The organism is Acinetobacter sp. ANC 5054 (assembly GCF_002135295.1).
Taxonomy (GTDB): Bacteria; Pseudomonadota; Gammaproteobacteria; order Pseudomonadales; family Moraxellaceae; genus Acinetobacter.
The window spans coordinates 265,303-286,846 of record NZ_NEGG01000002.1 but is presented as its reverse complement, the minus strand read 5'-3'; the positions used below and the strand labels follow the sequence as shown (position 1 = coordinate 286,846).

The following is a 21,544-nucleotide window of genomic DNA, read 5'->3' as shown; positions in this document are numbered from 1 at the left end:
TAAAAAATGCTTTGAATTATCAAAATTTAAAGATAAAAAAAGGACGCTTTGGCGTCCTTTTTTTTAAAAAATTAATTACGATGCATTGTTCATATGCTTGTCGTGATCATCCTGATTTGATGATGGTGCTGAAACGTTGTCCAATTCAGCGCTAACAGGAGCGGCTGTTTCGCCAACAAGCAAAGCAAAATAATTCTTTTGCTTTTCATAATCAAATTGACCTTCCCATTTGCTGATCACAAGAACAGCCAAGGCGTTACCAATCACGTTTAATACAGTACGTGCCATATCTAAAATACGGTCAATACCTGCAATAAATGCCAAGCCTTCAAGTGGAATCCCAACACTACCAAGCGTTGCAAGTAGAACCACAAAGGACACGCCTGGAACACCTGCAATACCTTTAGAGGTAATCATTAAGGTAAGTACTAAAATCACTTGCTGAGTAATACTTAAATCAATGCCATAAAGTTGTGCAATGAAAATAGCCGCAATACTTTGATAAAGCGTAGAACCATCGAGATTAAATGAATACCCAATTGGAATAACGAAACTGGTAATTGGTTTTGGAGCACCATATGCTTCCATTTTTTCCATAATACGAGGCAATACAGTTTCTGAACTTGCAGTTGAATAAGCTAAAATTAATTCATCTTTTAAGATTTTAATAATAGCCCAAATGCTGAAACCACAGAATTTAGCGACAGCACCCAATACAACGAAAATAAAGAAGAAGATCGCACCATAAACTAACGCGGCCAATTTAAGTAAAGGCAACAGTGAGCTAAAACCAAAGTTTGCAACAGTCGCAGCAATCAAACCAAATACACCAACAGGTGCAAATAGCATAATCATGTGCGTCACTTTGAACATAGTTTCAGAAACAGCAGTCAACACTTTAATTAAAGGCTGTTTTACTTCTTGATCGAGAGCACCTAAGCCCACGCCAAACATCACAGAAAAGAAGATGATTGGAAGCATTTGACCACTTGTCAATGCTGCAAAGAAGTTTGATGGAATAAGTGAAAGTATCGTTTGAACCAAACCATGAGAGTGTTCGCTAACTTCATGTGTTGTTTCTTGATACTTTGAAATATCGACTTGCGTCAATGCAGACATATCAATGCCGGCACCAGGCTGGAATACGTTGGCTGCTACAAGTCCGACTAAGATCGCAATTGTAGTTATAATTTCAAAATAAATAATTGTTTTGAAACCAAGTTTACCTAAGTTGCTACCATGGCTTGAATTTGCAATGCCTAAAATAAGCATTGAAACTACAAGCGGAATAACAATCATCTTAATCAGATTAATAAAGATTGAACCCAGTGGAGTTAAAAAATTATTAACTAAAGAATCACGATATTCAGGAGAATAGTGTAGGAAAGCACCAACAAGTATACCTAGAATGAGTGCAATCACGATTTGCCAGGCAAGGCTCACCTTAATCTTTTTCATACATAAGCTCTTATGTCAGATTTGGGAGAAAAAAGCCCACAGTCATCCACGAAACTAGTGTTGCAGACAGACAGGATCGGCCAGACAAAAGGTTCTGAATAAATTGGGAGATAAAATACGATAATATTTTGCAATCAATCTGAGAATTCAGCTAATAATTTTGATAAATACCAAACTGTTTGTTCGATTAATTATCAGTTTTATTTGTTTAGTCGATATTAACTTGTGGTTTAATTAATTTAATAAATAAAAAAGAGTTATAAATATACAAACTTAAAGAAATGGAAAAATATGGACTCATTTCAAATAATGCTGAATTTGAAGATAAAAGCCTATAAGACGCTTAGTAGTTTGCTTTATAATCATTCAATAAATTAATCAGCATAATTTCTAATTGAAATTTTTAAAATATAAGTGACTTTTACACTTTATAAAATCAACAATAAATTGAGGCCGCCAGTAATGATCCAGAAGCTTATCTTGACACTTTGTTTAATTGTGCCTTTAACTGCTTGTGACAAAATCGGTAATTTTCTAATTGATAAAATTGAAGAGGTCGTGCCTGATGAGACGACTGCGCAAAAAATAAAAGCAGCAGAGGTTTATAGCGCTTTAGAAAATAAAGACCTAACCAAATTTATCTCCTTGGTCGAACAAAATGTACAAGAAATACTGCTAAAAGATAAAGCCATTTTTGAAACGATGTATCAGATGATTCCAGATACGGAACAAAACGCTGAAGTCGAAGTGATCAAACATACGGCTGCTATCAATCCAACCGAGGGCAAAACTACAGTCATTGTCTATAAATATACCTATCCGCAAAAGGATGTGTATATGAGTGTGGTGTTTAGTGGGCATGATGGTGGGGACTTGGTTAGAGGTGTTTGGATTGAAAATGGTCCCAATAAATTAGAAGACGATAGTTTGATTACTGAAATTAATACTGGAGACAGTGCGGAGGCGCAAGCCATTGATGAAGCATCGGCAATTACACCTTCAGGTTATAGTTAATTGATATATAGATTAAGCTTGGAAGCCAATTAACCCTATATCAAATCTAGTCATGCGTGATGACTAGATGAAAGGCTAAAAAAATTAAGCTTTAGGTAATTTTGCGTATTTCAAACGCCAGATCGCAAGACATAAACAAATCGCAGCAAAAGCTGTCAAATAGATCATTTTAGGAACCACTAAACTGGTCGGTACACCCATTTGGTTGAGTTGAATAAACATCTGAATTCCTTGCGTAGACGGTAGGAAGTTGGCAAATGCTTGCATCCACTCAGGCATCGCTGCATGTGGCCATGCTGTCCCAGAGAGTAGGAAAAGCGGAATGGAGGTAAAGACAATGATATGTCCCGCGCGTTCAGGCATATCTAAGAACGTTGCTAAAAACATGGTCATCGCAATGATACAGCTTAAAAAGATGGGTACAGCAATCAGCATGCCCCAGAAATTTCCGCCCCGTGGATAATCATTCAACCAAAACGTGAAACCAAATAAATATAGGCAGCCCAAAGTACCTATCGTTAATATGCTAAAAAAGATTGCCCAAAATTGAGCATAGCTGGGTCTCCATTGGGAGTTTTGGCGGTATGTTGCTATGAGCATACATAAGCCCAAAAATATGGTTTGATGGATAATTAGTGGTGCAACAGCAGGGAATATATAACTGCCATAACCCGATAAAGGATTGAATAACGGAATTTTGTGGATTGATAGCGCAGGGCTAAAATCAGAAATATTTTGGAATTTTTCAGCTTGTTCGGCTAGTGCACTTTCCATGGAAGCAGCTAGACCTAATCCAATTTTCTGGGTTTTTAAGAAGTTTGCCGCACTTAAATATAAACCAATACCGCCTGTTTCACCGCGACGAATACTATTGGATAAATTGCTGGGTAATAGCAAAATACCATCAGCTTGCTGAGTTCGAATCATCTGTTCTGCTTCAGCAAAGTTCCCTGTCACAGCACGAATTTCCACATTTGGGCTGTGTTCAACGGCACTGATGATCGTATTTGTCAGCATGCTTTGTTCTTCATCGACCACAATGATGGGTAGTGACTCAGCATGTTCGGCTTGATAGGCAATCGGGTAGAAAAAACTGTACAGAAAGACTGACAATATTAATGTGGTAAAAATCGATGTATTTTTAACAATGTCTTTAAATGTTTGCAGATTGTTTTGCCAAAAACGTGCCCATCGTGTATTCATCATTTTCATGTAGAAGCCTCCGCAAAGACTTTACGTAAAAAAAAGTAGGCGACCATCAAGTAGAACCCACAATAAATAATTAATGTGATTAAAGGTATGAAAGAGATAGAAAGTGGACTACCGATGACCCATTGTTCAGTTTGTAATTTTGCATAAGGGGTATAGGGAATAATATTGGCCCAAAACTTGGTGAACATAGGTGCATTATTCAAAGGTAAGGTCACGCCAGCAAAACTTAAAGAAGAGCCGCCATATACCGCAATAAAACCAAAAGATTTGGCTAGATCCCGTGTGGCAAGCACGACTGTGGTACTAATAAAAGCATAGGCACTAAAGAAAAAGAATTGTGCTATTAAAATCAGCCAGAGTGAACCTTGCACAAACCATCCACGAACTTCAATGAGCCAAAACATCCAAGCCCAAGTCCAAAAGCAAAAAATCAAAATATAAGTAAAATTTTTAGAAATTAATGCACGAAATAGGCTGCTTGAATTGACCCATTGTCGAGTCGTAGCAAATTTTAATTCTTGTCCAACTGAAAATGCCACACAACAGCAGAGCAGTAGATGAAGAATGGCAGGAACCATGTAAGGTTCTAAATAGAACTCATAATTTAAACCTGGGTTAAATAAGGGCGAAATTTTAACATTCGGTGTTGGTGCATCTAAATATGGAATTTTATTTTCTAGGTAATTGTGACCACTAAAATCTGCCATGGCTTGTAAAGTGCTAAGCAGCATGGCAGAGGAAATACTGTTGCCAACACTAAAATAACTTTGGTTATAGGCAATACTAATTTCGGCATCTTTAGCTTGCACGAAACGCTGTTCAGCACCCGCAGGAATATGAATATAGCCCCAAATTTGAGTTTGATTCAGTAAGCGCTCTGCTTCATCCATGCTCGGGGTAATAGTTTCAACATGCAATGTATGATTCAAACGTGAAAATTGAGTGATATTGCGGCTTAAAGCACTTTGATCTTGGTCAACAATGGCAATAGGTAAATGATCAGGTTTACCCTGAGCAAACATGGAGCTAAACAACAAAATGACAAATGCAGGTGCAAGGGTGACGAGACACAAATCCCATTTGTGTCGAAGCAAATAGTTCAGTTCGCGCCAAATGCCAGCAAACATTTATTTAGTCTCTTCAATCTTAAACAAAACACTCATGCCGACTTTTAAATCTGGAATGGCTTGTGCAGGTTTAAGCTGGATTTTGAAACTTCGAATGTCATAACCACCCGTTTGGCGCGTGGTTTTGATGGTGGCAAATTCACCTTCAGCTTCAATATGGTCGATATTAAATTGTGCTGAACGATTCAGGGCTGGAATAAAACCCTCAAGTGATTTGGCTTTATAAACTTGGGCATATTGGTCTTCACGAACATTCAGACTGATCCAAAGACTATCATCTTGAATTAGGCTCACCACAGGGACACCCATTGCCACTAGTTCTGATACTTTGCCATAGGTTTTTGAAATAGTACCGGCAGATGGTGCAAATAATTTGGTTTCAGCTTCTAAGGCATTGGCTTCATCCAAAGCAGCTTGAGCAATTTTGACTTGTGCATCAGCAGAGCTTTGTTGCTGCGGTGTACTGCCACGTTGAGCACGTAGATATTGTTGATATGAAGCTTCGGTCATTTGTGCAGCAGAAATGGCGGCAGCTTGCATTTCATCACGGCGTTGGCGTGAAATAACGCCTTCTTTGAAAAGGTTTTGTCCACGTTGATAAGTGGTTTGCGCCAATTGTTGCTGTGCTTTTAAGCTCTGCCAGTTGGCATATAAACTATCGATATTTTCTTGCTGAGAACCACGTTCAGCAGTCGATTGTAAAGCTTGAGCGGACTGAAGTGCAGCTAAGGCTTGCTGTTTCTTTGCTGAAACTTCTGGGCTAGTCAGTCGAACCAACTCCTGACCTGCACGTACTTTTTCACCATCATGCACATAAATTTCTTCAATACGACTTGGCACTTTGGTACTGATATGAATGGTTTCTGCTTCTACGCGGCCTTGTAACTCGACCTGTTTGGGTTGATAACTTTTCCATAAGCCAAATGCGATCAACGCTAAAAGTAGAATCAAAATAATGCCGATGGCTATTTTTATCAGTGCAGATTTTTTATCTTGGTCTGTTGGTGGGGGAGTAGGGGTATCCTCTTGTTGAGGCGTTGGATTAACAGATTCAGTCGGCTTTATATCCGTTGCTATTTCATTTTGCGTATCTCTATCTTCGACCACAGGCGCTTTTACATCCTTATCATTGGTTGATACAACAGATGATTCATCCTCAGTTGAGGTATCTTTTGGTTGATCAGTTGATTCCTGATTCATATGTATTTCCCCAATCTAAGTTTAACGGATGTAATCTGTGTGTGGTTGATTGACATAGCTTTGGAATTGATTAATAGAACCGTGGCTTTGCAGTAAAGTCGCAAGTGACATCACGTATTTATAGGCATTCAATGCCATTTCACTTTGCAACGCATTGAGGGAATTTTGGGCATCAATGACTTGAGTTGCTGTGCCCATATCTTCTTTAAATGAGAGTTGTTGAATTCTTAAATTTTCTTGTGCCGCTTTAACATTTTGCGCTAACAATAAATGGCTTTGCTGCGCGCTGCCAGCTTCATTAAATGAAGTATAAATGACACTTTCAACTTCTTGCTTGGTACGTTCCGTCATCAATTTTGTGGCATAGCGTTGTAATTCAGCGGCTTGAACGGTCTTATTTTTATCAATGCCTGAAAATAGGTTGTAACGAGCGGCAACACCGACAATCCAGTTTTGTTTGTCATCTAGACTATATTCACCAAAAGCAAAAACATTGGGCTTTTTCGCAGCGCTTTGGGCTTTCACATTGGCATTGGCGAGTTGTGTATCCATTTGCATCTTACGAATTAAACTGGATTGGTCCTGATAGGTTTTGAGCAACGCCATTAAATTTTGATTATTTTGCTGGTTAATAAATAGTGGGGTGCTTAGGTCAGTAATATCACTACTTTGCATTAGATTATTTAATTTAAACAAACTGGAGCGTAAATTTGCTTCGGTATTTTGATAACCACGCTGTGCATTATTTTTGGCAACTTCAAATTGCATGCGCTGACCTTTACTAATAAAGCCTTGCTTTTCCATTTTTAAAGCATTGTCATAATGTTGTTGCATGGCCTGTAAATTAAATCGGCTACTGTCTAAAAGTTTCTTCTGCAATTGGGCATTGAAATACGCTTGGATGAGCTCAAAGCGTTGTACATCTTGTTGCTGTTCTGTATTGAGTTCACTGCGCTGTGCTTGGATATTGGCAATTTCTTTGGCGCTGGAAGTCAAGCCACCTGTGTAGATAGGCATCATGACTGAAACAGTTGGGCGAATCACCTGATCATCAAGTACCACTTGTGACGAGTCGGGGATGAGTCCAACACCATCACGAATCGGTTGTTGAATGCTTTCTTTTAACGGATCAGCGAGATCACTCGGAAGCATCTCATCAATTTTGTCATTAATACCATTACTCAGTGTTTGTTCTAAATTATTCTTGAGTGCACCTAAGGGTACATCCAATTCATTATGAAAAGCATAAGCGCGTACATTTAAATCAACACGAGGTAAACCTAAACCTTTCATGGCTTGTGCATGTAATTGAGCTGACTGCTGTAGTGCTTGGTTTGCTTGACTACTATAAGAATTAGTTAATAAATCTTTTTCAGCTTGGGCATAACTGATACTTTGGGCAAGCGCTGTTTGGCTACACACTAAACCCAGAGTTCCTAGTGCAAAGCATAATCCTGAAATTAAATGTGGTCTTAATTTCGATTTATTGGTTTGAAATAGGGCCATGAAATACACTCACATCAGGTATGGCATCATTATAGACGTTGTTAATTAAATGAGAAAACCACTAAGTTGTTGTATTGTTTCATATACATATGTAAAGAAAATACATAATTTAATTGAGCTCAATGTGAAGGAAAAATGCTCAAAATATGCATGATCTGAATGAATAAAAAGTATCAGTAAAATAAATAAATTAAAACACTTAGTTATAAAATGACGGTTGATTGATATTTTGACTTTAAATGTCAGACAGCATTGAAATATTTTCAGTTTTATCTACTGCAAGCATGGGCGAGATGTGGTTAAATGCCATCATTTTATTGTGTTTCACTTTGAAAGGAAAAATCATGCGCGCGTACAACTTCTGTGCTGGTCCTGCTGCATTACCAACTGCCGTTTTAGAAAAAGCTCAGGCTGAAATGCTTGACTGGCAAGGCAAAGGTCTTTCGATCATGGAAATGAGCCACCGTAGCAAAGACTATGTCGCTGTTGCAGAAAAAGCGGAAGCTGACCTGCGTAAACTCATGAATATTCCAGACAATTATAAAGTTCTGTTCCTTCAAGGTGGTGCATCACTTCAATTCTCTGCCATTCCATTGAACCTTTTAGGTAAAAATAGCAAAGCAGATTATATCCATACGGGTATTTGGTCAGAAAAAGCGTTGAAAGAAGCTCAACGCTATGGCGACATCAATGTGATCGAAGCAGGTACCAAAATTGACGGTAAACTTGCGATTACAGACCAAAGCACTTGGAACTTATCTGACGATGCTGCTTATGTGCACTATGCTGATAATGAAACGATCGGTGGTATTCAATTTTCGAAAATTCCAGAAACTGATAAACCACTGGTTGCTGACTTTTCATCAAGCATTTTATCTGCACCATTAGACGTGTCTAAATTTGGTTTAATCTACGCAGGCGCGCAGAAAAATATTGGTCCTGCGGGCTTAACTCTTGTCATTATTCGTGATGATTTATTAGATCAAGCAAAAGCTGAAGTTCCAAGTATTTTAAAATATTCAGCACAAGCCAAAAATGATTCAATGGTGAATACACCATCAACCTATGCTTGGTATTTATCAGGTCTTGTTTTTGAATGGTTACTTGAACAAGGTGGGGTAGAGGCGATTCATAAAGCAAATATGGCAAAAGCTGAACTTCTTTATGGTTATATCGACTCTAGCGATTTTTATGCAAACCCGATTGCGAAAGAATTCCGTTCAATTATGAACGTACCATTTACTTTGGCAAATCCTGAGTTAGAAAAACAATTTTTGAAAGAAGCTGAAGAAAACCATTTGCTTAACTTAGCAGGTCACCGTTCAGTGGGTGGTATGCGTGCAAGTATTTACAATGCCGTACCGCTTGAAGGCGTACAAGCATTAGTTAACTTTATGGATGACTTTGCAAAACGCAATGCATAATTCTTGAAGTATAAAAAAACCGGCAATTGCCGGTTTTTTATTTGAATAGGTTAGATAAAAAAAGTATGTAGTATGTATGCACAAATCAGCATGCCTAAAATAAAAAATAAGCATGACATAGGCTCGATTTGATATCGAGATTCCATTTGATGTTCAACTTGCGCTAAGTTTTCTTCTTGCACGACTTTCATAGATATTCTTTCCGATCTATTTATCGCTAATAGCTATATTCTTAATCGCATTTTTAACATAAATATTTGATTAAATAAAGTACTATCTTAGGTAAACTTACCAAACTATTTAATTTATTTAAAAATAAGTTACGCAACTACTTTATATGCTTTCAAAACTGAGATATGTGCCTTATTTTTCTCATGTTTTAAAAAATCGTATTTAATTTCCTATATTATTTTTAAGTGTAAATTTTGAATTTAATATTGTGGATAAGTGATTATAAATTGAATTTAAAAATAGAATAAAATAGAGTGATTGTGGATAAAATATATACAATGATTGAAATCATGAGTGAATACATCGTTTTAATGAGATATAAAAAAACCGCCAGAGTGACGGTTTTCTAAATAAAAGTGAATTTTTTGAATTTAAATTAAGCAGTTTTTGCATAAATATTCGCCTGTATCCACAGGTTACCACGAATATATTGACCGACTGCAAAATCTTTATGTTCAGGGTTGCGCGTTGCAACACGAAGAATCACAGCTTCTTGATCTTCCTCATGAATTAAGGTTACATCATAGAGTGTGTATTCTTGATCATTAAATTGCATACTGGTTTTACCCACAATATGCCCTTGGAACCATGCTTCATCTTCCTGCCCCAATGTTTCACCATATAGATAAGCGACCATTTGAGAAAAATCGACGGTTACAGGCGCTTTATCATCTTCAGATTTTGGCTGCCACGCTTTGATTTGTTCATGTACGTCAGCAGGGGCAACGCCATTATTAGCTGCTAATATATCGTTTAAAGCGCGGTGATGCTTAATCGATGCAGGATCATCAACCACCAATTGTTCATGTTCAGCGACAGCTTCGAGTTCATAGGCCCATGCATTGAGTTGCACACTATAAGTGGCATCTTTTTCGTATTGATCATGGTTAACACTATATAAACTGTCAAAAGCATAGACGCTGGTATTTGCACCTAAATCTAAACACAGTACAGCTTGGGTATTGGATTTACAGGTAATAATTCGTTCAATGGTGGCTTTGGTTTTATATGGACTATCAAAACTTGGAAAGGCGGTTTTAACAGCTTTAGGTTTATTGTTTTCAACGGCAATCACTTGGCACAGTTGAATTGCTGCTTTAGACGGACCTTGAATCAGCCAAGTGGTTTGATCCATATCGGCTTCTTGTGCACATAAGCCCATAGGCATAATCGGTGCATCGAGCGCCTGACCCAGCCAAACTGGCACATCCGTCGTTGGATTGCCAGTGAGCAATGTCCAATGTTCAACGTGACTACCAAAAGTTTGATCTTCAATAGTGATAATTTCAGGGCTATTTTGTTTTTTCATATGCACAATTGATTGTTGGGTTGGGTTTATATAATAAATCGAGGGTTATTTGAAATTTTCAAGTCACCAAGCTCATATTTATCATGAAATCATGCATAAAAAATGTTTTCAGTAGGATTTAAATGTAAAAGTTTTGGAAGATTGGCCAAAGCTAGGTACATTTTGCAGCTTTTCGATTCTCATTATTAGAGAAATGTAGATCCATTCAGAATGAGCAGATCCCCAAATTGTCATGTAGATTTGTTACTATGAGTCATGTTTAAAAGTGAATGGAAAATCAGTGCTGCCATTTAAATTATGGGTGGATGCAGATGCGTTACCACGCATTTTACGTGATGTGATTATTCGTGCCTCGGACCGTTATCAATTAGAAGTTACTTTCGTGGCTAATCAAAATGTTGGAATTACGCCTTCAATGCGGATTAACTCAATTCAGGTCATGAGTGGTGCAGATGCGGCAGATAAGGAAATCATCCAGCGCATGAAAGAAAACGATATTGTGATGACGCAAGATATTCCTTTGGCTGCTGAAGTGATTGAGCGTGGCGGCATTGCGATCCATCCTCGCGGTGAAATCTATACCACCGCCAATGTCAAAGCACGCTTACATTTACGTGATTTTATGGATACATTGCGCGGCGCAGGGGTGCAAACAGGCGGACCAGCACCGATTTCTGAACGTGATAAACGCGAATTTTCCAGTAGCTTGGATCAAACCATTCAAAAGCAAAAACGTAAAACTGCACAGAAGCCATAAACATGCCCTCTAAAGCCAATTTGGCAACCACCTATGCCTTATTAATTTTTATCTGGTCAACTACACCTTTAGCAATTGTGTGGAGTGTCAGTGATATTAATGCGTTCTGGGCTTTGGCATTACGCTTCTTTTTAGCATTGCCATTGGCTGTTGCTTTGTTGTTTCTGTTTAAAAATAAATTACCCATGGATAAACTGTCCATGCTGAGTTATTTGGCAGGGGCTTTTAGTTTTATTGGTTCGCAAATATTTACTTACATGGCTACAGCATATTTAAGCTCAGGCATGATTGCATTGATGTTTGGTTTAGCACCGATTATGACAGGACTGATTGGACGGTTCTTTTTTAAAATGCACTTGCACCGTTTACAGTGGATGGGTATGTGTATCGCGGTGACAGGACTGGCGATCATCTGCTTAGGTGGAAGTAATCATCATATCAACCCCATTGGGATTGCGATGATGTTAGTCAGTGTTTGTGTGTATTGCGCGTCTATCTTTTGGGTGAAAAAGGTTAATGCACCTTTAGAACCGATGTCTCAAGCTACAGGCTCGATTTTAATTTCAGCACTTTTTTCTCTATGTATGTTGCCGTTTATTTGGCAAGACATGCCAGCACATATACCTTCAGCAAAAGCTTTATTTGGACTTGTTTATGCCGTGATCATGGCATCATTGGTGGCAATGTTTTGTTATTTTAAATTGGTGCAAAATATTAAGGCGACGACTTTATCTTTAACAACGGTAATGACACCGATGTTGGCAATGTTGTTTGGTGCAATACTCAATAATGAAAAATTAACCATATTGGTTGTTGTGGGTGCTGTGATTTTATTGTCTGGTTTGTTTGTCTATTTTTATAAGGATTTTAAGGCAAGTCGAGAGCTTGCCCGGAAAATAGGCTCAACAAAACCTTAGTTTTTGTTTTGTGTTAATGCAATGCATTCAGCAAGTTTGACCCGGTCTTGCGGTAGCAGCGTGATAAAATACGCACCTGTACGATATAGGCTATTTTCTTCTTCACGGCTGTAGACCACTTGTGCTGTTGCAGCGATATGGAAGAAATTTTCAGGGTGGCTTAAGGTCACGTGGATATAAGTACCTTCTTTAATCGGTCTTTCGCTGAAAAAGCTTAAACCTGTCTCTGAAAAATTGACATGTTCAGGTATTGGTAACATGCTTTGTACAATTGCGTCATACAAAGAGCCCGTAATCAGGTTTAACTTTTGGTTAAATAAGGATAAGATTCGAGCAATTTGTTGATCTTTCTCAGCTAATTGTTCTAATTCGTAGTTGAGTGCATGATCAAATTGATCTAATTCAGCAAGTAGTAGAAAATAGCGCGGCAATACAAAATTAGGATCGTAAGGATCATTCAGTGCAACATCGTCAGAGATAATCTGATAGTTAATGCGCAAAGCAGCATCGATACGCGACATTACACGGCGTTCAGTTGGAACGCTTTGATGCTGTATATTTTCCATAATATATTACCTCGGACTAGATGGTTATGTTTAAACCAATCTCGCTGTATATAGGGTTGAGATACACTCGCGCACGGCGCAGTAACCACTTTATTTCTTTTATTGCTTTGGTGTCCATGATCGGCCTCACCCTAGGTGTAGCAGTCCTAATTACCGTTTTATCTGTAATGAATGGCTTCGATCGTGAGCTGAAAACTCGTGTCTTGGGAATGATACCTCAAGCTACTGTTTCTTCAACACAAATTTTAACAAATTGGCCAGAACTTGCAAAAAAAATTGAACAACATAAGCATGTGCAGGGCGTAGCTCCATTTACGCAGTTGCAGGGGATGCTCACAGCTCAAGGGCAAGTTTCGGGCATTATGGTCAGTGGTATTGAACCTGAATATGAAAAAAAGGTTTCAATCATTCAAGATCATATGGTGGAAGGCAGTATTGATAACCTGAAAAAAGGTGAATTTGGTATCGTGCTCGGCAAGCAGATGACCGATGCACTCGGACTCGGTTTGAATGATAACGTAACCTTAGTTTTGCCAGAGGCGACACCTTCACCTGCTGGGGTTGTGCCACGCTTTAAGCGTTTTAAAATTGTGGGTATTTTCAGCATTGGTGCGGAAGTTGACTCAATGATGGGTTATGTCGCATTGAATGATGCATCGACACTATTGCGACTTCCAGACGGTGCACAAGGCATTCGTATGAAACTGGATGATATTTTTGCCGCACCACAGGTTTCACAAGAAATTGTGCGTGATCTGCCTGCAAATTTCTATGCTTCAGATTGGACCTATACTCACGGCAACTTGTTCAGCGCGATTCAAATGGAAAAGGCAATGGTGAGCTTACTATTGTTCCTGATCGTATTGGTTGCAGCTTTTAACATTGTCTCTTCATTGGTGATGGTTGTAACAGATAAAAAATCAGATATCGCTATTCTGCGGACATTAGGTGCATCTCCAGGCACGATTACCCGTATCTTTATGGTTCAAGGTACTGTGATCGGTGTCATTGGTACGGTTTCTGGGGCGATTCTGGGAATTATTGCAGCATCAAGTATCAGTAATTTAGTTGGTTGGTTAAACAATACGTTGGGACTCAATATGTTTGATGCCTATTTTATTAACTACTTACCTTCATATTTAAGATGGCAAGATGTGGTGGTGATTGTAACGTTGTCTTTGGGCTTAAGTTTTGTTGCGACCATCTACCCAGCCTTACGTGCTGCCAAAGTTCAACCCGCTGAGGCATTGCGCTATGAGTAATTTAGTTTTAGAGGCTCGTAACATCACAAAGTCATTTACCGATGGTAAATCTACTGTTGATGTCATCCGTGGATTATCACTTCAGGTGAAAGCGGGTGAGTTTGTTTCGATTGTCGGTTCAAGTGGTTCAGGTAAAAGTACTTTACTGCATGTCTTGGGTGGCTTAGAGCGCCCAAGTTCAGGTGAAGTGTTTATTAATGGCAGTCGTTTTGACACTTTGGGTGAAGCGGAACGTGGTTATGTTCGAAATGAACATCTGGGTTTTGTTTATCAATTCCATCATTTACTCCCTGAATTTTCTGCGCTTGAAAATGTAGCGATGCCATTGATGCTACGTAAATCAAGTAACTTCAAAGAAGTAAAGCAGCAAGCGGAATATCTACTTGAGCGTGTGGGTTTGTCACATCGTTTGACGCATAAACCCGGTGAATTATCTGGTGGTGAACGTCAACGTGTCGCTCTAGCGCGTGCTTTGGTGGCTAAGCCTAAACTGATGATGGCTGATGAACCGACAGGGAACCTTGATCGTAAAACTGCGGTGAAAATCTTTGAGTTATTGTCTGAACTGCGTAAAGAATTCAATATGGCGATGCTAATCGTGACCCATGATGAGTATTTGGCGCAATCTGCCGATGCCATATTACATATGCAAGACGGTCTTTGGGTTGACGATTAAACCTCACGTTTCAATGGTGGATTAAGATTGTTTTATTGAAGCTCACCCCGGTGGGCTTTATTATTGCGCGCAAAGAATAACAATAAAGATTAAAACATGTTGCAATGGTTTTGTGTGGGATGGATCGTGGGTATTGCTGGAATGGGATCAACATTCTGGAATCCATCCTTAGCCATAAGCTGGGTGATTGGTCTATTTATACTCTGGCAAATAATCCAACGCTGTGTTTTCAAAAGACCTGAGCGTATTCATCTAAAAACTTTTCAGGTTATTGCTAATCTCAGTTTAGGTCTGCTTTTGGGCTTTAGCTTTGCCAATACGCAGCTGGATGAGCGTTTAGCATTGATTGTGCAACAGACGAGCCAAAGGGAAGTTATTGTCTATGTCGCGCAAATTAGCCAACTTAAAGACCAAGGTATACAGCAAAGAGTCGAAGTACTCAGTCACAATCCAAAGCCCCAATATTTCACAGTTTATTGGCCGCAGGGTTCAAATGGGCAAATCGATAACATTCCTGAACCGATACCGGGACAATATTATCGAATAAAAGGGCAACTGAAGCCCAGCCAAAGCTATGTCACCTCAGGTGCTTTTGACCAAGAAAAATGGAATCTACAGCAAAATATTCATGTGGCGTTATCTGCTAAATTTGTTGAGCAACTCAGTCCAGATCAAATTCTTACACTCGGTTTCACACAACATTATGATTCACATCAATCATGGTTGCATCGTTTACATATTCAGATAGAACTTAAACGCTTGGCACTTCGTGAATTTATACATCAGCAACCCTTAAGAAATCATGGTTTGCTATTGGCCTTATTAACAGGGGATAAAAGCTTATTACATTACGGAACCAGTCAGTTATTTCAGCGCTTTGGTATGAGTCATTTATTGGCAATTTCAGGGCCACATGTATTGGTTTTTGCCATGATGGTCTGTGGACTTTTTAAGTTAAGTCTTCGTAAATTTTGTCCAAAAGTATATTTAAAGTGCCCTGAACAATATCTATTAATTTTGCCTTTTTGGGTTTGTGTACTCATTTATTGCGCTTTTACAGGCTTTGAAATTCCAGCACTCAGAACTCTAATCGTGTGTGTTGTGGCTTGTAGCATGTTGCTGTTACAGCAACCGATGCGGCCATTGCAACTGTTGATATATAGTGCAGCGTTATTATTACTATTTGACCCTTTTAGTATTTTATCTGCTGCTTTTTGGCTGTCCTATGGAGCATGCTTTGTTTTGCTCAGGATTTATCAAATGCTTAAAAAGACGCAGAATGAGAGTTTGCATCAAAGCCATTGGCAGCGCATAAAGACCGCTTTAAAAATATTGGTTGAATCGCAGTGGAAAATTTTTGTGGCGCTGTTCCCATTAATGGTGATTTTCTTTAAACAAATTTCTTGGATTACACCGGTTAGTAATTTATTTGCGATTCCTTGGCTGAGTTTAGTTGTTGTACCACTCGATATTTTGGCAGCCCTCTGTACTTTTGTTTCCGAACCCTTTGCTCAAGTGCTTTTTCAATTAAATGATTGGTGCTTGGAAATACTGCATCTATTTCTATATGGTTTAGATCGAATATTTGCGACACAAATGCGCGATATTGCGTTGAATGCTTGGCAGCTAGGTTTATTGATCTTAGCGATTCTCATCGCATGTTTACCCCAAGGGATTGCACCAAGGCTATGGGCAGCCATTGCATTATTGGCAGTGGTCTTTCCTTTTAAACCACAGCATGAATTTCAGCTTTCGGTACTAGATGTTGGGCAGGGGCAGGCAATATTCATTCAATATCGTCAGCACAGCATGATGGTAGATTTTGGTGGCAATTATGATGAAAGTAAATTTAGTGTCGGAAAGAACATCATTCGACCATTTTTATCTGTGCAAGGGGTGCATCATTTAGAAAAAGTGGTGCTCACACATCTTGATCAGGATCATAGTGGTGGTTTCTTTTCATTAGAAGGGCAATTAAGCATAGATCAACTTTATAGCAATGCTAAAGTGGAGATGCAGAATGCTTCACCACAAAGTTTTTGCCAACAAGGACAGGGCTGGAATTGGGAAAATAAAGTTTTTTTTGAATTTTTATCGCCCAGTCCGCAGCAGTTGAATCAAGCTGCTCAAAATGCCAATGAAAGCTCATGCGTCATGTATGTGTCAGTCAAGGATGGTACAGGCTTTAAAAATTTTCTGCTTATGGGAGATGCAGGCTGGGAGACGGAATATCAAATTTTGCAACATTATCCAGATTTGAAAGTTGATGTCTTGGTTTTGGGACATCATGGTAGTCACCACAGTTCAGCTTACGCCTTTTTAAAGCATTTCCAGCCTAAACTAGCCATTGCATCTGCAGGACGTTTTAATCGCTATGGGCATCCTGCTGTATTAACCCAAGCAAGATTAAAACAGCTAGGTATTCCCTTGTTACAAACTGCGAACAGTGGCAGCATTCATTTTTTGCAACAGCAGCAAGACATTAAATTCACAGAGGAACGATCGAAATCTAAATGGTTGCTGCGTAATCCAATGGCGCAATAGTGCATTTAATTTAATGTGTTTGAATTAACGCTTCCTTTTGAAGCTGAGTTTCCTTTACGTACTCTTCACGTACAGCTTGGATACGTTGAGTCATTTCTGCATCACTAACATTGTAAATATTGCGAAGTTTAGGATTGGCTTTAAAGCGCTTATAACTCCAGTGATAATGTTCTGGATAACGACGGATCAAATTTTCAACTGCTTCGAAAATAACTTCAGAACCTGCATTGGCAGTGCCTTCATAAATTTTTTCATCAATAGGCTCGATATGCATCTCAAAACCATGATCATCATCGCGAAGCGCATAAAGCAATAAAGCACGTGCTTTGGTTTTTTGAATTAGTTTGGCACTTAAATTACTGGTTTTAAGTGGGATGCCAAAGTAGGGAATCATTTCCCCACCAGCATTTGGGGTATGGTCAGGTAAAATAACGGTCGTACCACCTTGCTTTAAGGCTTTGAAAATTTGACGCACCCCAGACTCATCGGTTGGAACCAATGTCGCTTGTTCACGGCTACGTGCCGCACGGACAAAATTATTGGCAGATTCGCTTTTTACCGGCTTATACATGATGGTCATTTTGGTATATTGGGCAATCCATGCATTCATGATTTCCCATGTCCCAAAATGCGGAACGACTAAAACAATTCCTTTACCAAGCTGTAGAGCTTCATGCAGGTGTTCTTCACCATAAACTTTGTGAATTCGTTGAATGTTGGTTTGGGTACTTGCTCCCCAAATATTGAAAAACTCAAAATAAGAGATCAGTTCGTTACGAATAGCGTGTTTGGTTAACTGGTGGCGTTCTGCATCTGAAAGTTCAGGCAAAGCAATTTTTAAATTACGCAAAATCGTTGAAGATGTTTTTGAAATTTTAAAAATATTCACTAACCCAGCCAAACCTTTTGCAATTAACCGAGCAATTTGAATCGGTTGACGGCTTATAAATTTTAACAGGTAGTATGTTGTGTCCTGTGAATTTTGGTCGGTCATCTTGTCTGAGTCTGATGCGAATGAAAGAAAATTTAAAATAATTATAGGGGAAAATGAATTGATTAGACAGATTTAGCGATTAGCGTGTATATAATGACAACAAATTTACGATGAACAAGGTTTTTTATATGTCCGAATGGCCACCAAAACCTGAAGAAAAACATCAGGCTTCTTCAAATAATATTCAGCAGCCAACTGGAAATGAATGGAAAATTTTAGAAAAAGCAGTTCTTTCTTCAGTTGAAGAACAACGCAGAGCGCGTCGTTGGGGAATATTTTTTAAATTTTTAACCTTTGCTTACCTGCTGTTTATTATTATTGCGATGGCGAAAAGCTGTAGTTCTTCTTCTACAGATCCAACCGCAACCGCGGGTTCACATATTGCTGTTGTTGATATTATTGGTACGATTGCCGCGGATAAACAAAGCGTGAATAGTACAAATACAATTAAAGCTTTGAAAAAAGCCTATGAAAATAAGCAAAGTAAAGCGATTGTACTTAACATCAATTCACCGGGTGGTTCACCTGTTCAGTCAGATGAAATTTGGCAAGAAATTCAGTACTTGAAAAAAGCGCATACGGATAAAAAGCTCTATGCAATTATCGGTGATACAGGTGCTTCAGGTGCTTACTATATTGCTTCAGCAGCGGATGAAATCATTGTTAATCCATCAAGTCTAGTTGGTTCAATTGGTGTGATTATGCCGAATTATGGTGTAAATGGACTGATGCAAAAACTAGGTGTTGAAGACCGCACAATGACTTCAGGTGAAAACAAAGCGATATTATCGATGACTCAACCTGTTGATCCTGCTCAAAAAGCGCATGTGCAAGGTGTGTTAGATAATGTGCATGCACATTTTATCAATGCTGTGAAAGAAGGTCGTGGTAAGAAATTGAAATCGACTGATCCTGCTATTTTCTCAGGTTTATTCTGGACAGGGGATCAAGCTGTGAAATTGGGTATTGCAGATCGTACAGGTAGTTTAAATACCTTGAAACGTGAACTTAAAACTGAAAAAGCGGTGAATTACACGATTGAATATAGTCCATTTGATTCTGTGCTAGGACGTATGGGAAGTTCAATTGGTCAAGGCTTTGCGAGTGCTTTGTCGCAACAAGTTCAATCTGAAAATACAACCAAGTTACAATGAAACCTTTAATTCATTTTGCGCACGCCAATGGCGTGCCATCACGGGTATATCAAAAGCTTTTTGATCTATTGAGTGATGAGTATGATGTGATTTATGTACCTTTGCTTGGGCCTGACAAGCGTTATCCAATCGATAACCATTGGAAAAGCCTGACGCAACAAGTCATTGATAGCATTATTCGACAAGCGAATGGTCGAAAGGTCATTGGTCTGGGACATTCATTAGGTTCGGTTTTGACGTTTCAGGCCGCTTTGCAGCGTCCTGAATTGTTTGAACAAGTACTGATGATTGATCCTCCCATGATTATGGGGAAAGAGTCTTTTGCTTTACATATAGCGAAGATGTTTAAACTCAAAATGGTCGATAAAATGTCACCTGCGGGTTTATCAAAACGCCGTCGGGATCATTGGGAAAGTCGTGAACAAGCGGCTGAACTGCTTCGTCCAAAAGGTTTTTATCAAGCTTTTGATGCAGACTGTTTTCAAGCCTATATAGACTACGCCTTGATGGATGATAAGGTTCGTGGTGGGGTAGAGCTGACCATCTCAAGAGATGATGAGGTTGCCATTTTCCGAACCAATCCATCTTTATGGTGGTTGCCACATGCGAAACCGCAAATGCCAGTGCAATTATTAATTGCTGAAAAAGGACCATTTTTACCGCGTAAGTTTCCACAAATGGTAGAAAAGAAATTTGGGATCCCATTTAAGGTCGTTGCGGGAAGTCATATGTTTCCATTGGAGCGCCCAGTCGAGACGGTGGAAACAATCAAAGACTTACTTAAATTGCACAAGATTCATCATTAAATCTTAAAAATGATGATGTTAAAAAAGCACTCTTTGGAGTGCTTTTTTTATAAACAAAACATTTAACGTTGAAAATTTATTTCACATTTTCAAATTGTAAAACGACTTTGTTATTGGTGTCTAAAAATTTCAAATGATCTTTAGAGGCATCATAATGGGTGACTTGGCTTAATGCCTGGTTAAAACTTTGGGGAATATTCGTTGCAGTCAAACACGCTCTTTGTGTTGAAGCGAGGTTTGAAAATTGGATTTTTGTGTCTTGCACGGTGTAGCCGCCCATGAATCGATTACACCCATCTGAACCACTGACACGAGTATCGTCGAAAGCGATGGTAGGTACGTTTGAATTTGCAGGGTTAGCTTCAAGCTTAACGCCTTGAATTTCACTCGCAACCCAGTTTTTGTTTTGCAATTTATCTAAATTACGATCAGTGGCTGGATTTGATGTAGTTGCGCAACCGACCATACCCAATGTGATGCATGCACAAGTCGTGAGTGCGATGGATTTCAACATATGATTTTCTCCACTTTTGAGGGATGTAATATTTCTAAATTTATAAGGACTTCTAAGTGCTATATAAGCTTAGTGTTTTAATGGTGGTAAAAGCTTTCATTTAACGAAAAAATACACATTCATCATAAAGTTGAACATTCTGCAAAAATGGATTTTAGCTTTAAATAGAGTTTTATTCGGTACTGAAAAAACAAAACGCATCCGAAGATGCGTTGATTGTTGAGTTATACAGTTACTTCGAACTTACAGAATTGAACAGGTTGTTGCATAGGCTCGCCACGATATAAAACACCGTGTTCCGTGTGTTGAATGGTGCCATTACAAATCCACTCTGCGACTTGTGGATAGATCACATGTTCTAGCACATGAACTCGGTTAGCCAGTGTATTGACATCATCATGTACATTGACTTTTAGTACACCTTGCGCCAAAGCTTGGCCAGCATCAAGTTCAGCCGTAACATAATGCACAGTACATCCATGCATGACATCACCAGTATTTAAGACACGTTGATGAGTATGCATACCCTTATAGTGAGGCAATAGAGAAGGGTGGATGTTCAGCATTTTCCCTTCCCATGCATGGACAAACTTTGCGCTTAAAATACGCATAAAGCCTGCCAAAATCACTAAATCAACATTCCAGTCGAGCAATTGCTGATGCATAACATCATCAAAGGCTTCACGACTTGGATATTGCTTATGTTCAATTACAGCAGTCGCAATATGTGCTTTCTCTGCACGTTGTAGTGCAAAGGCATCAGGTTTATTGGAAATAACCCCAACAATTTGCCCTGACAGATTGGCATCTATCAGGGCTTGGAGGTTACTTCCGCTGCCTGAAACGAGGACAGCAATTTTAATCATCTGTGTG

The 21,544-nt window shown here is 38.9% G+C and carries 19 protein-coding genes; 9 read left to right on the top strand and 10 right to left on the bottom strand.

Annotation, left to right across the window (positions count from 1 at the left end):
- Nucleotides 1-75: 75 nt before the first annotated feature.
- Nucleotides 76-1,458 (bottom strand): glutamate/aspartate:proton symporter GltP, encoded by a 1,383-nt coding sequence (gene gltP / locus B9T33_RS03680; protein WP_228145774.1) that lies wholly within the window; start codon nucleotides 1,456-1,458, stop codon nucleotides 76-78.
- A gap of 462 nt (nucleotides 1,459-1,920) precedes the next feature.
- On the opposite strand from gltP, the gene B9T33_RS03675 reads away from it, so the two are divergent.
- Nucleotides 1,921-2,472, top strand: a complete 552-nt coding sequence (locus tag B9T33_RS03675) for a hypothetical protein (protein ID WP_086177595.1) — start codon at nucleotides 1,921-1,923, stop codon at nucleotides 2,470-2,472.
- A gap of 84 nt (nucleotides 2,473-2,556) precedes the next feature.
- Here the strand turns inward: B9T33_RS03675 and B9T33_RS03670 are convergent, their stop codons facing one another.
- Genes B9T33_RS03670 through B9T33_RS03655 form a run of 4 tightly spaced genes read right to left on the bottom strand, consistent with a single transcriptional unit; the run spans nucleotide 2,557 to nucleotide 7,517 of the window.
- The gene (locus B9T33_RS03670; RefSeq protein ID WP_086177619.1) at nucleotides 2,557-3,675 is read right to left on the bottom strand and encodes an ABC transporter permease; all 1,119 of its coding nucleotides are present in this window, start codon (nucleotides 3,673-3,675) and stop codon (nucleotides 2,557-2,559) included.
- Between the two features lie 5 nt (nucleotides 3,676-3,680).
- Entirely contained in the window at nucleotides 3,681-4,811 is a 1,131-nt protein-coding gene (locus B9T33_RS03665; RefSeq protein WP_086177594.1) for an ABC transporter permease, read from the bottom strand.
- Nucleotides 4,812-6,017: an HlyD family secretion protein gene (locus tag B9T33_RS03660; RefSeq protein ID WP_416202579.1), complete on the bottom strand. Its 1,206-nt coding sequence runs from the start codon at nucleotides 6,015-6,017 to the stop codon at nucleotides 4,812-4,814.
- Nucleotides 6,018-6,032: 15 nt separating this feature from the next.
- Nucleotides 6,033-7,517, bottom strand: coding sequence for a TolC family protein (locus tag B9T33_RS03655; protein WP_086177592.1), 1,485 nt, complete (start codon nucleotides 7,515-7,517; stop codon nucleotides 6,033-6,035).
- A gap of 344 nt (nucleotides 7,518-7,861) precedes the next feature.
- Here B9T33_RS03655 and serC point away from each other — a divergent pair, with 344 nt between their 5' ends.
- Nucleotides 7,862-8,941, top strand: coding sequence for a 3-phosphoserine/phosphohydroxythreonine transaminase (gene serC, locus B9T33_RS03650; protein WP_086177618.1), 1,080 nt, complete (start codon nucleotides 7,862-7,864; stop codon nucleotides 8,939-8,941).
- Between the two features lie 607 nt (nucleotides 8,942-9,548).
- On the opposite strand, the gene B9T33_RS03645 is transcribed toward serC, so the two are convergent.
- Nucleotides 9,549-10,481 carry a hypothetical protein gene (locus B9T33_RS03645; RefSeq protein ID WP_086177591.1) on the bottom strand — a complete coding sequence of 311 codons (933 nt, stop codon included), beginning with the start codon at nucleotides 10,479-10,481 and terminating at the stop codon, nucleotides 9,549-9,551.
- A gap of 265 nt (nucleotides 10,482-10,746) precedes the next feature.
- On the opposite strand from B9T33_RS03645, the gene B9T33_RS03640 reads away from it, so the two are divergent.
- Both B9T33_RS03640 and B9T33_RS03635 read left to right on the top strand, forming a co-directional pair.
- Nucleotides 10,747-11,238, top strand: coding sequence for a YaiI/YqxD family protein (locus B9T33_RS03640; protein WP_416202578.1), 492 nt, complete (start codon nucleotides 10,747-10,749; stop codon nucleotides 11,236-11,238).
- A 2-nt stretch (nucleotides 11,239-11,240) separates the two neighbouring features.
- Nucleotides 11,241-12,155: a DMT family transporter gene (locus tag B9T33_RS03635; RefSeq protein WP_086177589.1), complete on the top strand. Its 915-nt coding sequence runs from the start codon at nucleotides 11,241-11,243 to the stop codon at nucleotides 12,153-12,155.
- On the opposite strand, the gene B9T33_RS03630 is transcribed toward B9T33_RS03635, so the two are convergent.
- Complete coding sequence (locus B9T33_RS03630; RefSeq protein WP_086177588.1) at nucleotides 12,152-12,721, bottom strand: PilZ domain-containing protein; 570 nt, start codon at nucleotides 12,719-12,721, stop codon at nucleotides 12,152-12,154. The two genes, B9T33_RS03635 and B9T33_RS03630, sit on opposite strands and share 4 nt — an antisense overlap.
- 26 nt (nucleotides 12,722-12,747) lie before the next feature.
- On the opposite strand from B9T33_RS03630, the gene B9T33_RS03625 reads away from it, so the two are divergent.
- From B9T33_RS03625 to B9T33_RS03615, 3 genes are all read left to right on the top strand, one after another.
- On the top strand, nucleotides 12,748-13,983 hold the full coding sequence (locus tag B9T33_RS03625; protein ID WP_086177587.1) for a lipoprotein-releasing ABC transporter permease subunit: 1,236 nt from the start codon (nucleotides 12,748-12,750) through the stop codon (nucleotides 13,981-13,983).
- Nucleotides 13,976-14,659 carry a lipoprotein-releasing ABC transporter ATP-binding protein LolD gene (gene lolD, locus B9T33_RS03620; protein WP_086177586.1) on the top strand — a complete coding sequence of 228 codons (684 nt, stop codon included), beginning with the start codon at nucleotides 13,976-13,978 and terminating at the stop codon, nucleotides 14,657-14,659. Before B9T33_RS03625 ends, lolD begins: the two co-directional genes overlap by 8 nt.
- Before the next feature lie 96 nt (nucleotides 14,660-14,755).
- Nucleotides 14,756-17,203 carry a DNA internalization-related competence protein ComEC/Rec2 gene (locus B9T33_RS03615; protein ID WP_086177585.1) on the top strand — a complete coding sequence of 816 codons (2,448 nt, stop codon included), beginning with the start codon at nucleotides 14,756-14,758 and terminating at the stop codon, nucleotides 17,201-17,203.
- A gap of 10 nt (nucleotides 17,204-17,213) precedes the next feature.
- Here the strand turns inward: B9T33_RS03615 and B9T33_RS03610 are convergent, their stop codons facing one another.
- Entirely contained in the window at nucleotides 17,214-18,197 is a 984-nt protein-coding gene (locus tag B9T33_RS03610) for a lysophospholipid acyltransferase family protein (RefSeq protein WP_086177584.1), read from the bottom strand.
- 128 nt (nucleotides 18,198-18,325) lie between these two features.
- Here B9T33_RS03610 and sppA point away from each other — a divergent pair, with 128 nt between their 5' ends.
- Nucleotides 18,326-19,351 carry a signal peptide peptidase SppA gene (gene sppA, locus B9T33_RS03605; RefSeq protein ID WP_086177583.1) on the top strand — a complete coding sequence of 342 codons (1,026 nt, stop codon included), beginning with the start codon at nucleotides 18,326-18,328 and terminating at the stop codon, nucleotides 19,349-19,351.
- Complete coding sequence (locus B9T33_RS03600) at nucleotides 19,348-20,157, top strand: alpha/beta fold hydrolase (RefSeq protein ID WP_086177582.1); 810 nt, start codon at nucleotides 19,348-19,350, stop codon at nucleotides 20,155-20,157. The genes sppA and B9T33_RS03600 overlap by 4 nt, the downstream gene beginning before the upstream one ends.
- Before the next feature lie 76 nt (nucleotides 20,158-20,233).
- Here B9T33_RS03600 and B9T33_RS03595 read toward each other — a convergent pair whose 3' ends face one another.
- Both B9T33_RS03595 and purN read right to left on the bottom strand, forming a co-directional pair.
- Nucleotides 20,234-20,671: an META domain-containing protein gene (locus B9T33_RS03595; protein ID WP_086177581.1), complete on the bottom strand. Its 438-nt coding sequence runs from the start codon at nucleotides 20,669-20,671 to the stop codon at nucleotides 20,234-20,236.
- A gap of 224 nt (nucleotides 20,672-20,895) precedes the next feature.
- Nucleotides 20,896-21,537: a phosphoribosylglycinamide formyltransferase gene (gene purN, locus B9T33_RS03590; protein ID WP_086177580.1), complete on the bottom strand. Its 642-nt coding sequence runs from the start codon at nucleotides 21,535-21,537 to the stop codon at nucleotides 20,896-20,898.
- Between the last annotated feature and the right edge of the window lie 7 nt (nucleotides 21,538-21,544).

Bases quoted from the DNA above. Each gene is read 5' to 3' on its own strand.
- B9T33_RS03635 (WP_086177589.1), top strand. From the start codon at position 11,241: ATGCCCTCTAAAGCCAATTTGGCAACCACCTATGCCTTATTAATTTTT.
- B9T33_RS03625 (WP_086177587.1), top strand. From the start codon at position 12,748: ATGTTTAAACCAATCTCGCTGTATATAGGGTTGAGATACACTCGCGCA.
- serC (WP_086177618.1), top strand. From the start codon at position 7,862: ATGCGCGCGTACAACTTCTGTGCTGGTCCTGCTGCATTACCAACTGCC.
- B9T33_RS03600 (WP_086177582.1), top strand. From the start codon at position 19,348: ATGAAACCTTTAATTCATTTTGCGCACGCCAATGGCGTGCCATCACGG.
- B9T33_RS03595 (WP_086177581.1), bottom strand. From the start codon at position 20,671: ATGTTGAAATCCATCGCACTCACGACTTGTGCATGCATCACATTGGGT.
- sppA (WP_086177583.1), top strand. From the start codon at position 18,326: ATGTCCGAATGGCCACCAAAACCTGAAGAAAAACATCAGGCTTCTTCA.
- purN (WP_086177580.1), bottom strand. From the start codon at position 21,537: ATGATTAAAATTGCTGTCCTCGTTTCAGGCAGCGGAAGTAACCTCCAA.
- B9T33_RS03665 (WP_086177594.1), bottom strand. From the start codon at position 4,811: ATGTTTGCTGGCATTTGGCGCGAACTGAACTATTTGCTTCGACACAAA.
- B9T33_RS03630 (WP_086177588.1), bottom strand. From the start codon at position 12,721: ATGGAAAATATACAGCATCAAAGCGTTCCAACTGAACGCCGTGTAATG.
- lolD (WP_086177586.1), top strand. From the start codon at position 13,976: ATGAGTAATTTAGTTTTAGAGGCTCGTAACATCACAAAGTCATTTACC.
- B9T33_RS03645 (WP_086177591.1), bottom strand. From the start codon at position 10,481: ATGAAAAAACAAAATAGCCCTGAAATTATCACTATTGAAGATCAAACT.
- gltP (WP_228145774.1), bottom strand. From the start codon at position 1,458: ATGAAAAAGATTAAGGTGAGCCTTGCCTGGCAAATCGTGATTGCACTC.
- B9T33_RS03610 (WP_086177584.1), bottom strand. From the start codon at position 18,197: ATGACCGACCAAAATTCACAGGACACAACATACTACCTGTTAAAATTT.
- B9T33_RS03655 (WP_086177592.1), bottom strand. From the start codon at position 7,517: ATGGCCCTATTTCAAACCAATAAATCGAAATTAAGACCACATTTAATT.
- B9T33_RS03670 (WP_086177619.1), bottom strand. From the start codon at position 3,675: ATGAATACACGATGGGCACGTTTTTGGCAAAACAATCTGCAAACATTT.
- B9T33_RS03615 (WP_086177585.1), top strand. From the start codon at position 14,756: ATGTTGCAATGGTTTTGTGTGGGATGGATCGTGGGTATTGCTGGAATG.
- B9T33_RS03675 (WP_086177595.1), top strand. From the start codon at position 1,921: ATGATCCAGAAGCTTATCTTGACACTTTGTTTAATTGTGCCTTTAACT.